At 48.5% G+C, this 12,635-nt stretch carries 10 protein-coding genes; 5 read left to right on the forward strand and 5 right to left on the reverse strand.

The annotated features are described in order from the left end of the window. The first annotated feature begins 269 nt into the window (after window positions 1–269). A complete protein-coding gene (locus tag IQ217_RS12595; RefSeq protein WP_190597105.1) occupies window positions 270–629 on the forward strand; it encodes a DUF4870 domain-containing protein in 360 nt (119 codons plus the stop codon). 488 nt (window positions 630–1,117) lie between these two features. Here IQ217_RS12595 and ureG read toward each other — a convergent pair whose 3' ends face one another. Then, a complete protein-coding gene (ureG, locus tag IQ217_RS12600; protein WP_194020204.1) occupies window positions 1,118–1,735 on the reverse strand; it encodes an urease accessory protein UreG in 618 nt (205 codons plus the stop codon). A gap of 295 nt (window positions 1,736–2,030) precedes the next feature. On the opposite strand from ureG, the gene rre8 reads away from it, so the two are divergent. Continuing rightward, on the forward strand, window positions 2,031–3,476 hold the full coding sequence (gene rre8 / locus IQ217_RS12605; RefSeq protein ID WP_194020205.1) for a high salinity-induced biofilm formation responseregulaton Rre8: 1,446 nt from the start codon (window positions 2,031–2,033) through the stop codon (window positions 3,474–3,476). On the opposite strand, the gene IQ217_RS12610 is transcribed toward rre8, so the two are convergent. Next, on the reverse strand, window positions 3,460–4,989 hold the full coding sequence (locus IQ217_RS12610; protein WP_194020206.1) for a hypothetical protein: 1,530 nt from the start codon (window positions 4,987–4,989) through the stop codon (window positions 3,460–3,462). The genes rre8 and IQ217_RS12610 overlap by 17 nt on opposite strands. An 11-nt stretch (window positions 4,990–5,000) precedes the next feature. Next, window positions 5,001–6,839 carry an SLC13 family permease gene (locus IQ217_RS12615; protein WP_194020207.1) on the reverse strand — a complete coding sequence of 613 codons (1,839 nt, stop codon included), beginning with the start codon at window positions 6,837–6,839 and terminating at the stop codon, window positions 5,001–5,003. Window positions 6,840–6,914: 75 nt separating this feature from the next. Here IQ217_RS12615 and csaB point away from each other — a divergent pair, with 75 nt between their 5' ends. The 3 genes from csaB to IQ217_RS12630 all read left to right on the forward strand — a co-directional run bounded on the left by csaB (window position 6,915) and on the right by IQ217_RS12630 (window position 9,800). After that, on the forward strand, window positions 6,915–7,946 hold the full coding sequence (gene csaB, locus IQ217_RS12620) for a polysaccharide pyruvyl transferase CsaB (RefSeq protein ID WP_194020208.1): 1,032 nt from the start codon (window positions 6,915–6,917) through the stop codon (window positions 7,944–7,946). A gap of 440 nt (window positions 7,947–8,386) precedes the next feature. Next, entirely contained in the window at window positions 8,387–8,590 is a 204-nt protein-coding gene (locus IQ217_RS12625) for a DUF2949 domain-containing protein (RefSeq protein ID WP_190597093.1), read from the forward strand. Between the two features lie 13 nt (window positions 8,591–8,603). Next, window positions 8,604–9,800, forward strand: coding sequence for a homocysteine biosynthesis protein (locus IQ217_RS12630; protein ID WP_190597091.1), 1,197 nt, complete (start codon window positions 8,604–8,606; stop codon window positions 9,798–9,800). 58 nt (window positions 9,801–9,858) lie between these two features. Here the strand turns inward: IQ217_RS12630 and IQ217_RS12635 are convergent, their stop codons facing one another. Continuing rightward, window positions 9,859–11,106 carry a DHH family phosphoesterase gene (locus IQ217_RS12635; RefSeq protein WP_194020209.1) on the reverse strand — a complete coding sequence of 416 codons (1,248 nt, stop codon included), beginning with the start codon at window positions 11,104–11,106 and terminating at the stop codon, window positions 9,859–9,861. A 149-nt stretch (window positions 11,107–11,255) separates the two neighbouring features. Continuing rightward, window positions 11,256–12,632 (reverse strand): CHAT domain-containing protein, encoded by a 1,377-nt coding sequence (locus IQ217_RS12640; RefSeq protein WP_194020210.1) that lies wholly within the window; start codon window positions 12,630–12,632, stop codon window positions 11,256–11,258. Window positions 12,633–12,635: the final 3 nt, after the last annotated feature.

Raw genomic sequence — 12,635 nt, forward strand, 5'->3', positions numbered from 1 at the left:
CCCTGCAACGGTTGGGCGATCGCCTCTTTCAATGCTGGGCTAACGGTGGCTGGTACGGGGAGTGAACGAGGGGGCAAGGGGCGGGAAGAGTAGGCCATAGTCTGGGAAAGGGGGGATGAGAGTAATAATACTTTAGTGCTTAGTCAAGCCGATAATTAGTGGGAAATGATGGAGAAATTTAGGCTCTGGGCAGACTTAACCTTTACCATCAAAAAATCTCTGTATACTGGACTTGATCTTAGCCGACTATACGCAGTGGGGTACTAATCATGACCAATCAACCTAACCAAGTCGATCCAGAAAGCAGAAACTGGGCCATGATTGCCCATTTGAGCACCTTTGCGGGTTACCTGGTGCCGTTCGGTAACATCATTGCCCCGTTGGTGGTGTGGCTGATGAAGAAAGATGAGCTGGAATTTGTCAATGATCAGGCTAAGGAAGCGTTAAATTTCCAGATTAGTATTTTGATTTATGTGATTGTTTCCGGCATTTTAATCCTGTTATTAATTGGTATCCCTCTTTTGATTGCCGTTTTAGTTTTTGATCTAGTAGTAACAATTATGGCGGCGGTTAAAGCCAATGAAGGAATTCGATACCGTTATCCGCTCAAAATTACATTTATCAAATAAGTTTAAGGGATATTCAATTTAAAACTAATCGTAGTTTCAATGAACAGTCAAGGCAAAAAAATATTACAGCGCCATTTCATAAGTCCAGCAAATATAGAAGTTGAAATTTGCGTAAACTCAGATGGCAACTATTTTGTTCGACATCACACATATTGGTGGATTGTTTACGAAACAAGGAATCCTGATCCAATTAATAACTGCATAATCGATAATCTTCAAATAATGACTAATAACAGACTTGCAACCATAAAATGGGCAGGGCATAGGTTTCAGTTTGAAATAATTGGTTTTGAGGATGGTATGGAAGTAGAGGCTGTTCTACTTCCCCTCAAAATGTTTGAAGATTTTATACTCTTCCAGTCAATAAATTACAGAGGAACTCCCCCGGACAATAACTGCGTTCGACTTGGTAGATGGCTGGAGAGTAGCTCCCTAGAAGATCTATTAGTCTCATAAATATTTGTGATTTTTTGAGTTAAATTTAGCTTTTAGACCAAAGCCTTAGTTGGTAAATAATGTTCAATGAAGTTTACCACAGTGTTTAAGCCTGTAGTTGTTTTTAAATTAGTAAACACAAAGGGTTTTTCTCCACGCATTTTTTTTGCATCCCGGTCCATCACCTGTAAATCTGCTCCCACCATGGGTGCTAAATCTATTTTATTAATCACCAATAAATCTGATTTGGTAATTCCTGGGCCGCCCTTACGAGGAATTTTGTCCCCCGCCGCCACATCGATCACATATAGGGTTAAATCTACCAATTCTGGGCTAAATGTAGCCGCCAAATTATCTCCCCCACTCTCCAAAAACACCATATCCAGGGGCATAAAACGGGCCTCTAAATCGGCGATCGCCGCTAAATTAAGGCTGGCATCTTCCCGAATCGCTGTGTGGGGACAGCCCCCTGTTTCCACCCCAAGGATGCGATCGGGGGTAAGGGCTTCTGCCCGGACTAGAAATTGGGCATCTTCCTGGGTATAAATGTCGTTAGTGACCACAGCTAACTGGTATTTTTGTCTTAAAGCTTTGCAAAGAGCTTCCAAAAGGGCCGTTTTGCCAGAGCCCACAGGGCCAGCAATGCCAATGCGGAGGGGAGTTTGAGCCATGGTACTAACAGGAAAAAAAGATCAAGGGCGATTTTTAGTGTAACGCCTAATTTATTTTTCCTTCCGTTAATTTACTGGGGCGGAACCGGTTTGGCCGGTGTTAGAATTTGTCCATCAGCAAAAGTTCTGCGGCTCTCTCAATGCTTGATCTAATGGGCTTTTAGCCCCTGAGAGAACCCCGGCAATATTGAACTCCCTAAGCCCAAGTATCAGATAATGTCAGCGCACTTAGGAAGTCCTCTGCCCGCCACCGTTGTCTTGGTTAACCTCTACCTCAGAATATCTGTGAATTTTTGTGACTTTTTGCCAGCGAAGACTGCAAATTTTACTGATTGAAGATCAGCAATGCCAGGTGGAATTGCTCAAGATTTTGCTGGAAAGTCAATCTTTTTTTGCGGTACAGCTCCAGGTGGCCCGGACCCTGGCTCAGGGTATTAATCGGCTCCAGAGTGGTATTTTCGACACCGTTTTGCTGGATTTATTTTTACCGGATGGTCAGGGCATTCCCGCTTTAACCACCATACAAAAATTTGCTCCCCATATTCCCATTATTGTACTGACGACAGCCACAGATTTAAATATGGGTTTAGCGGCACTACAAAAGGGGGCGGAAGATTATTTAGTAAAAGAATACCTGAGGGAAAGTCAGATCGCCAAAGCAATTATCTATGGCTTGGAAAGAAAGAAAACTAAACGTCAATTGCAGACACAAATTGAGCGGGAACGACTAATGGGTCGTATTTTGGAAGAAATTCGGCAGTCATTAGATTTATCGGTTGTTTTACAGACCACTGTGGACGAAGTTCGCAAATTTCTCCAGGTTGATCAAGTGGTTATTTACCGTTGCTATTCCCCCACTACGAGCAGAATTCTAGTAGCAGCACCTAGTTCATCTCTGCTAACCAGTGGCGATCGCCGTCATAGTCCCCAGCGGGGGCCGGATTCCAACGGAGAGCCCACGGAGCCGATTCCCTGCCAAACCATTAACTCTCTCCACCCACTTCCCATTGCTCCAATCACCCTAGGACCGAGGGCTAAGGATGGAGTGCTCATAGTCCCCATCTGGCAGAAAAAGCCCCATCAAGAAGATCGCCTCTGGGGGCAACTGGTGGTCCGGGTTGGAGACCAACAACGGTCATGGTTACCCTGGGAGATAGAATTTTTGTGCCATCTCAGCAGTCAAGTGGCGATCGCCATTCAACAATCGGCTCTATTTGCCCAGGTGCATTACCTGGCTAACATGGATGGGCTGACGGGCATTGGCAACCGCCGTTATTTGGATCATTTTTTGGAACAACAATGGCAAAAATTAGCTAAAAGCCATCAATATCTCAGCCTAGTATTGTGTGACATCGACTTTTTTAAACAATACAATGACACCTATGGCCATCTCCAGGGGGACGAATGCCTCAAACAAGTGGCTAAGTTGATGGAAAGAGTGATCAGGCGGGGTACTGATTTAGTGGCCCGTTATGGCGGGGAAGAATTTGCCTTGGTGTTACCCCAAACTAATCATCAGGGTTGCCAGGTCTTGGTAGCCCATCTGCAGACAATTTTTAAGCAGGCTCAAATCCCCCACCGTGGTTCCATCATTCAACCCCATCTCACCTTGAGCATTGGCAGCACCACCATGGTGCCATCCCCAAATATGGTGCCTACAGAATTAATTGACCAGGCAGATCGGGCCCTATTTAAAGCGAAAAAGGCCGGTCGTAACCGTCACTTTAGTTTTGCCGATTAATTTGGTAAAGATAATACTGCTCCTCTTGGATAAAACTATGGCGAAATTCTGCCAAGGGAGTGATGGTTAAGCCAGGCTGGGTTACCCCTAAAGGATAGTTTAAAATCAGAATTACCGGTGGAGCGAGCTTAAGCCCTAATTGTTGATCAATTTGTTGCAAAATTTGCTGTTGATCCACTTCCTGTCTTTGGGCTGTAAAAATCACAAAACTGCCCAAGGCTTGGCTTTCTGGATAATAAATCTTTCTATTGAGGTGGGCGGCAATGGGGCTAACCATAAAATCATTACTCCCCACTAAAGTTGCTTCTTGAAGTCCTTGATTGACTAAATAATCTGCCACTGCCCGACTGGCGGAATAGGGTAAAAGTAAATCCCTGGTATATCCCACTAAACCCCCAATTAATTGACAAACTAAAATTAAACTAAATAAATAGGGGACTAATTTCTGACTCCATTGCTTCATTCCCAACCAAAACTTTTGTCGCAACAGGGGCGTGGGAGATAGGTAAAATTTTAACCAATAGCTAGCAATTAGAACTAGATAAAGGCTACCGAAATGTCTGGGGGCACCTAAAAATCTGCCGTAGGTGAACAATAAAATTCCCCCACTACCTAACAAATAAAAAAGGAAAATCAGCGGATAATCACTGAAATATAATGACCAAATCACCAAAAAAATCAGGGAAAACAGACTAAAAATTCCCAAGTCCAAAGGTCGGCGATCGGAAGGAACTAAAATTGTGATGTAACCATTCCAAACTCGGCTCAAAGCCTGCCCTAAACGATACCAATCCCATTGCAAAATCCACTGATCCGCCCCGCCATGGAGGGTGCTGTCCCCCGGTTGTACCATTACCATCACCGACAGGGCCACCGCCCCAGTGAATAATAGAACACTTACCCCCCTGTCCCACCAAGGAGCCTGTAAGTTTACCCCCAAAGGTTTTTGACAAATCCATTCCATCCCCAAGGCGATCGCCAGGCAGACACTGATCATTAAGGCATAGGCGTTGCTGTTGGCCATGAAGGCTAAACAAAAAGCCAGGGGGAGATAGGTCTGTTGGCGGCGGGGAAACAGGGCACAAAAGGCGAACAGTCCTAGGATGCCCAACGCATAGTTACGACTAATGAGGAGATATTCATAAAAAGGCAAATAACCGAGACAGAAGATTAACTTTTGCCAGCGGGGAAAGGGACTATAACGCAAAAAAATGGCGATCGCCGCCATGGCCAAGACCAGATGAAATAACTGCATGGCCAGCAGGTTAGGGGTCAATTGGTTTAATAACCAGAGCAACCCGTACCACAGCAGGGGATGACCTTCGTAGCGCACATTACGCCAAAAATCCGCAAAATTAACGCTATCCCGACCAATCAACCAGCCATTGACTTCATCTCGCCAAGGAGCATGGTTTAAAGTTCCTATCAAACCCAGACAAAAAATGCCCAACCAGAGCCACCATTCAAAGTGCGGCAGGCGATCAAGACGGCGGGCAAGGTTCAGTTTGGCCATGGAGAAGGGGTTTAATTTGTTTGCTGGACACCGTAAATCAGCATGACCAATAGGGGCGTAGCCAGGGTGAGAATAACAGTCAAGGGGGCACCAATGCGGGCAAAATCTGTGAAGCGATAGCCACCGGGGCCATAAACCATGGTGTTGGTTTGGTAGCCAATGGGAGACATAAAGCTATTGGAAGCGGCAAAGGTAACCACAAACATAAACGCCAAAGGGTTTAAGGCCAAACTTTGGGCCACCTGGAAGGCAATGGGGAGCATGAGTACCACAGTGGCATTATTGGACAAAATTTCCGTTAGCAGGGCCGTGGCCAGGTAAAACAAAAGTAGCAGAGCGTAGCCGGAAAGGTGCCCCCCTGTATCGGCCAAAAAACTAGCGAACCAGGCGGTGGTGCCGGAATTTTCCATGGCGGTGCCCAAGGGAATTAACCCTGCTAAGAGAAAGATCACATCCCAACGAATGGCCCCGTAAATCTCCCCCGGCTTCAGGCAACCGCTAATCACCATGGCCATTACTCCAGCCCAACTGGTGACGCTAATGGGCAAAATATCTAACCCCGCTGTGATAATTACCAAAGCGACAATGGCGATCGCCGTTTTGGCCTTATCTAGGCGGAGATTATCCAGGGGTTTTTCCTCCAACACCAATAGCTCCCTGGTGGTCTGCAAACCAAGAAAACTTTCCCTAGGGCCCTGGAGCAGTAATAAATCTCCAAACTTTAGGCGCACTTTCCCTAAACGTTGACGGATTAATTCTTCCCCCCGACGAATGGCAATGACCGTAGCGTTATAGCGTTGCCGGAAACGCAAATCCTTCAGGGTGGAACCAATGAGGCGGGAGTTGGACAGAATCAGTACCTCCGCCACCTTTTCCTCCGAGGATTCCAGGGGGCCTGCCTGGCTAGTTTCAGCACCGACAAATTGCACATCGGCCAGGATTTCAATGCCCCGTTCATCCTTAATTCTGAGTAAATCTTCCCGTCCAGCCCGCACCAATAAAATATCCCCCATGGTCAAAACCCGGTCCGCCAAGGGTTGGGGGAAATGGGTGTCGTTGTGGATAATTTCCAGCACGTCGATGTCAAATTTGCGTTGAATTTCACTCTGTCTGAGGGTTTGGCCAATCAGGCTAGAACGGGGGGGAATAATAATTTCGCTGACGTAATCCTTAATTTGATACTCCGCCGCCACATTGCCATCGGACACACTGCGCCTCGCTGGTAACAGAGCCGGGGCCGCCAGCACAACATAGGTCATACCAAGGCTAAAAGTAAGTAAGCCCAGGGGAGTGAACTGGAAAATGCTGAACCCCTGCCCGGTGAGTTTCTCCGCCAAACCACTGGCCAAAATACTAGTGGACGTTCCCAGGAGGGTAATCATGCCGCCCAAAATAGTGGCATAGGAAAGGGGAATTAATAACTTGGAAACGGAAATCTGCCTCTGCCGGGCCCACTCTTCCACAATGGGCAAAAAAATGGCGACGATCGCCGTGTTGTTGAGAAAGGCGGAACTAGGCCCGACGATCAGCCCCATCAGTAGCAGTTGCCGCCGTAAACTATTGCCCCCAAATTTGATTAAACTATCCCGAATAACCTGGATGATGCCGGTGCGGGTGATGCCGTAACTTAAAATGAACATGGCCATGATGGTGACGGTGGCGGAACTGCTAAACCCCGCTAAACCCTCCGTGGGGGTGACTAAACCCAACACCATTAAAATCACAGCCACGAGAATGGCGGTAGTGTCGATGGGCAACCACTCCAGCACAAACATCACCAACGCAAAAACAATAACTGCCAGAGTGAGGGGAATTTGATAGTCTGCCAGCCAGGTTTGCAAAAAGGCCATAGTTATCCCAAAAGGTAATTAAACAAATTCTTCCCCATTGCCAGCGAGTTCACAAGAGGAAATAGTCCGATAACAATGCGTGTCATTCTGTGCGGTTACTACGGTCAAGATAATGCCGGGGATGAGGCCCTTTTGGTCTGTTTACTGCAAATGCTTCCTGCTACGGTGGAGCCAGTGGTGCTATCTGCCAATCCCCAGACTACTGAGGAGAGATACGGTGTTGAAGCCCACTACAACCGAGATTGTCCTAAAATTTGGCAACTTTTAGGACAATGTGACGGTTTTGTCTGGGGGGGAGGCAGTTTAATGCAGGATGTGACCAGTGTGGTTAGTCCCCTCTATTACGGTGGTTTGATGGCGATCGCCCAGATGCGGGGTTTAAAGACCATCGCCTGGGCCCAGGGCATTGGCCCCCTCCAAAGGCCACCGTTGCGCTGGTTTACCCAACAGGTACTGCGGGGTTGTAACGGCATCAGCGTGCGGGATGAGGCCTCTCTCCGGCTGGTGGAAAGATGGGACTTAAAGGCTTTTTTAGCTGCAGACCCTGTGTGGTCTTTAGCCGCTGAAAATGCGTCCCCTTCCCCTAGTCCTTTGCCCATGGTGGCGGTGAATTTGCGAGCCCATCGTCTATTGACCTTGGAACGTTTGGCGGTAATCACCCAAGCCCTCAAAGACTTTCAACAACAGACCCAAACCCATTTGCGGCTCATTCCCCTGCAAAAATCCCAGGATTTAGCCATTGCCGAGGCGATCGCCGTGGAACTGCCGGGGAGTTATGAAATTCTTTACCGCCCAGACCCTAGGGAATGTAAGGGATTATTCCGGGGGGCGGAATTCACCATTGGCATGCGACTCCACAGTTTAATTATGGCGGCAGCAGAAGGCAGTGCCTGCTTTGCCCTTAGTTATGACCCCAAAGTTAGTCGTTTGATGGCAGAGGTGGAAATACCGGGTTGGGAACTGGCTAATTTACCCATGGATAGCAACGAACTCAGTCAAATTTGGCAGAATCATTTCCAGCAACGGCAACCTTGGAAAGAGGCGGAGCCATTGCAAAAATCTGCTCTCCAACATCAAGCTTTATTGCAAAAAATTTTTGTCGGCTAGCTTTTGGGGTGGGAGTGTGGTAAGAATAGTAGCCCGAGGGAAACGATTCCTTGTTTCGCCAACGTCATTGCGGAACCTTAAGCTTTATTTAACTATTGCCCCGGTTCCAAAGCCCAAATATATCGCAAGATAGATTGCAAGCAGATAAGACTGTCCTAGGCTGGTACATAATCTGTAGCCTGCCTAAATTTGTCTACAGGACTTCAGTCCTAGAATGGTTGCAAAGTTTTGGCTGTTTGGGCTGTGTCCCATTGTTGCCCCCTGGCCAAAACCTTCAATATTTGGGTGTGTGGAATAAAAACTTAATCCTTCTTTCCATTACCATTCAGCGACGATGGAGCCGGGAGGATTGTTGCAATGGCCGTAGCGAAAATTTTGGTTGCATCCAGCCAGCCAACCCGAAATAGAGACCAAATTTTATAAAATTTTTTCCGTCCCCCATGAGTCAACCCAACTATTATCAAAATCTTTTAAATTTTCTCCGCCAAGACCTTTCCCTGCCGGCCGAATCCCTGGCGATCGCCGAGCGTACCGCCTGTAACGCCATCGACAACAGCAACAATCTCCCCATCATTCTTTGGCAGTATGGGTTGATCAGTTTAGAAGAATTAGACCGAATTTTTGACTGGCTAGAAAAGTTTTAGTAGGGCCATCGCCATGCGGACGATCGCCGAAATTAACGATAAACTCAGCCGGGGACAAGCAACGGTTTGGACAGCGGAGCAGGTCAAAGCTCAAGTAGGGGAACTGGGAATTGCCAAGGTAGCAGCACAGGTGGATGTGGTCTGCACTGGAACTTTTGAGCCAATGGAATCCTCCGGGGCGGTGATTAACCTCGGACAAACGGATCCCCCCATTAAAATTCGTCAATGCTGGCTAGATGGCATCCCGGCCTATGCAGGCTTTGGAGCGGTGGATTTATATTTAGGCGCAACGGCGGCGGCGGACATTACCAACACTGGTGATAACCTCAACGAAGGAGAAGGTCTGGCGGAAAGGGGCGGTGGCCATATTATTGAAGATTTAATTGCTGGTAAAAGTTTGCCCCTGCGGGCTGTGGGCCAGGGCACCGACTGCTACCCCCGCACTACCTTGGAAACGGTAATTAGCACCGACCGCATCAATCAGTTTTACCTCTACAATCCCCGCAATCTTTATCAGAATTTCATTGTGGGGGTGAACGGTGGCGATCGCCTACTTTATACCTACCTAGGCCCTCTGCAACCCCGCTTGGGCAATGCGGTGTACTCCAACCCCGGCGCCATTGGCCCCCTGTTTAACGACCCCCTCCTCCAGGCGATCGGCATTGGCACCAAAATCTTCCTGGGGGGCGGTGTGGGTTACATTGCCTGGGAAGGCACCCAACATTTTCCTCTGCAGAAACGTCTGCCCAACCACACTCCCATTGGCCCGGCAGCCACCCTAGCCCTAATTGGTGATGCCAAACAAATGGATGCCTATTGGGTGAGGGGTTGTTATCTGAAAAACTATGGTCCCTCTTTGATGTTGGGGGTGGGGGTGCCCATTCCTGTGTTGAATGAACAAGTAATTGAGCAATGTGCCGTCACGGATGAAGACATTGTGGCTCCGGTGGTGGATTTTTCCATTCCCCGTCGGGTCAGGCCCACCTTTGGTTTAGTTACCTACGGCCAGCTCAAAAGCGGCAAAATTACCATTGAAGGCAAAACCGTACGGGTGGCGCCCCTGGCCAGCATTGCCCGTTCCCGGGAAGTGGCGGAAACCCTCAAAGCTTGGCTAGAGGCTGGCACCTTTTCCCTCACGGAACCAGTAGCTTCCCTGCCTACTGACCGCATGTTCCTTGCCCAGGATCCCGTCGGGAATCTGTCAATTTAGGTTAAGCCTAGTTCGATGAAACCCAATTTTCCCTGGGCCATAAAAATCCTAGTCGGCATTAGGAATGGACCACCCGATGGTCGGGGTTAATGAGGCGGAAAAATTTCTGCTTCAACTGGCGATCGAACACTTCCCATTTCAGCTTGGTATATTCCGCTTGGTCATTACATCCCGTTAGAAAACCGACGGGAATTTCAAACCCCCCGGCCATGTCGCGGCCACCACCGTAGTAGCGTCCAGCACCGTCCATCCCCAAGCTATCTTTTAAAAATTCATCGGGGTCTAGAGTCAGCTTATTGGTGCGGAGGGAACCAATGACTAACTCAATATCATTGGCCCGGTCATGGACAATGCCGTAAACCAAAGCGGTGTGTACGTTTTCCTCCGTGGCTAAAAAGTCCGCGGCCTGGGGAATGGCATCCCGTTCCTCGTAGCGGAGATAACCTACCCCCGCCAAGGAAAAGTTATTTTGTACGACTCGATTTTGTAAAGACCGCTCAATCACTTCCATCACCCGTTTGGAGCGGGCCGACTGCAAGACTGCATTGAGTAACTGGGCATCATAGATGCGACTGAGGTAGGCCGCCGCCATAAACTCCGCTTCCTGGGCCTGGAGCAAGTTAATGGTGTCGGAGCGCAGGCCATGCATCAAAGCGGTGGCGCATTTAACGTGGGTGGGGTTACTGCTATTGAAATCTAAAGTGCCCCCCTGGAGATATTCAGTCAAAATGGTGGCGGTGGAACGACTGCCCGGACGGATATCCACAAAGGCATTCTCCGCTTCTACTTCCTCTTGCTGGCTATGGTGGTCGATAATCACCACAACGGGAATATCGGCTTCTTGTACTAAAGGCATCAGTTGACTATTGGTGCCCTGACTATCCACCAACACACAGCCTTGGTAATCGGAGAGGTCAATATCCTTGAGCGTTTGCGGGCCCCAGCGCTTGGCGGGCAGGCCGGTCAGCTTCACCAAAGCAATATTTTCTTGGTGGGAAAGGGTGCCAGCATAAACAATTTCACACTGGATTTCGTACTGGGCCGCAATCAGTTGAAATGCCCAGGCACTGGAGAGGGCATCGGGGTCAGGAAAATCTTGAATTACCAAAATAAACCGTTGGCCCCGATGTCCTTCCAGATGGTGCTGGAGTTTGATGATTTGGGCTGTGTTAGCAGCGGGAATACGGGGAGAAATGGCGTCCGGAGAGGCAATACTCCTCTGGGCACTGATCTTTTGGGGGGAGGGAACAGTGCTGGATTCTGGGGCGGAAAGACCGTTACTGGGCCGGGAGGAAACAGAAGCCATTGCCAAAAAATAGGATAGGAGAGGGTGTTAAATAGATCATAACATTGAGTCTAAGCGCACCCCTCTATGGGTGGAATTTACCAAGCTTCCACCTGGAGTAACAAAGGGTACTGCCAAGAACTTAATGGATTACCGGTGCTCACCAACGCTTACCAAGGACTACTAAGCATGGTGAAAGATGCCCAGTAGTAGGGAGCCGAAAAATCCGTTTGCCCCAGATCAATTAGGGATGGTGGCAGGGCGATCGCCCCCCGAGAAATGCCCGACTGTTCCAGTTCAGAGGTCAATTCTCCCCGGAGCATTTTTAGTTGGGCCTGGCGTAGGGCTTCGGCTTTGGTGGAGGTTTGACCCAATTGTCGGTAGAACTCAGTCATCAGTACCAATGTCGCCCCGTCATCCACATTCCAAAAGCTAGCTAAGGCCGATTTAACCCCAGCCTTGAGGGCTAGGCCAGCAAAACCTAGTTCCGCCTCATCATCCCCCAGGGCAGTTTGGCAAGCACTCAGTACTAATAACTCTAAAGTTGAGGACGGCCAATTTATTTGGCTCATTTTGTCCAAATTCAACTTATCGTCCCAAAACTCGATGTAGGAGTTACTGGGTTTACCGGAACGAAAAAAAGAATGGGTGGCCAGGTGAACTATGTTTGGTTGCCTTTCGGCCAACTCTGTCTGGAAACGATCAATGGTGAAATCCTGGTTAAGAAAAGTTTCCCCCTGCCAACGTTTTTCGTCTGTACGATCCATGGTCATTGCCCAAAGGACATTGTCCAATTCCACTGGCACTGCTGGCAAAGGACTTTGGTCAGCAAACTCCGATGCCCCCATGGCCAAAATATTGCCCGGGTGAAGTGGTTTGTAGTTACTATCAATCAAATTAAAAGCAGGGATATTGGTCAGACTATATTTCTCCAGGAGATATTCTTGGCCATCAAATAGAGCGGCCATGGGTAAACCCCGCACCCCATTACCCAAGCAAAAGAGCAAGGTGTCGATGCCTTGGGCTTCTAAGGTTTCAGCATAGGGGGCAATAATCCATTGGTACAATTGTTGGGCCGATTCCCGGCGATTGACGGTTTGGGATAGTTGTAATTCCCGCTGAAAGGTGGCCACTACCGGTCTTAATACTGTCTCTGGTACGTCGTGTAAATCCACCACCACGGGGTCTAGGTCAGGGGTAACTAGTACCAAATGTAAAAATTCCTTTTCGGGAATGATCCATAACACGGCGGGTTTTTTGCCCGTTTCTGCGGCAATTTTTTGTAGAGTGAGGGCAATATCCTCTGGGGTTTGGGTCACTTCGGCCAGACTTTCGCCAAAATAGGCGGCAAATTCCTGTTCCCGGGCCTTTTCCATGGCGACAATTTTTTCGCTCAGGGTTTGGGCAAAGGCAGGGGCCACACCGAAGCTAGCCAAAGTTAATCCCAGGCCCACTGCCATCATTTTTTTCAGTAAAGACTTGGACAAACTCCGGCGATCGCCGAGGGATAATGGGCGGATAACTCTGCTGTATATGGTGGTTGTCATTTT

This window comes from Synechocystis salina LEGE 00031 (assembly GCF_015207985.1).
GTDB lineage: Bacteria > Cyanobacteriota > Cyanobacteriia > Cyanobacteriales > Microcystaceae > Synechocystis > Synechocystis salina.

Bases quoted from the DNA above. Each gene is read 5' to 3' on its own strand.
- IQ217_RS12595 (WP_190597105.1), top strand. From the start codon at position 270: ATGACCAATCAACCTAACCAAGTCGATCCAGAAAGCAGAAACTGGGCC.
- ureG (WP_194020204.1), bottom strand. From the start codon at position 1,735: ATGGCTCAAACTCCCCTCCGCATTGGCATTGCTGGCCCTGTGGGCTCT.
- IQ217_RS12610 (WP_194020206.1), bottom strand. From the start codon at position 4,989: ATGGCCAAACTGAACCTTGCCCGCCGTCTTGATCGCCTGCCGCACTTT.
- IQ217_RS12615 (WP_194020207.1), bottom strand. From the start codon at position 6,839: ATGGCCTTTTTGCAAACCTGGCTGGCAGACTATCAAATTCCCCTCACT.
- csaB (WP_194020208.1), top strand. From the start codon at position 6,915: ATGCGTGTCATTCTGTGCGGTTACTACGGTCAAGATAATGCCGGGGAT.
- IQ217_RS12625 (WP_190597093.1), top strand. From the start codon at position 8,387: ATGAGTCAACCCAACTATTATCAAAATCTTTTAAATTTTCTCCGCCAA.
- IQ217_RS12630 (WP_190597091.1), top strand. From the start codon at position 8,604: ATGCGGACGATCGCCGAAATTAACGATAAACTCAGCCGGGGACAAGCA.
- IQ217_RS12635 (WP_194020209.1), bottom strand. From the start codon at position 11,106: ATGGCTTCTGTTTCCTCCCGGCCCAGTAACGGTCTTTCCGCCCCAGAA.
- IQ217_RS12640 (WP_194020210.1), bottom strand. From the start codon at position 12,632: ATGACAACCACCATATACAGCAGAGTTATCCGCCCATTATCCCTCGGC.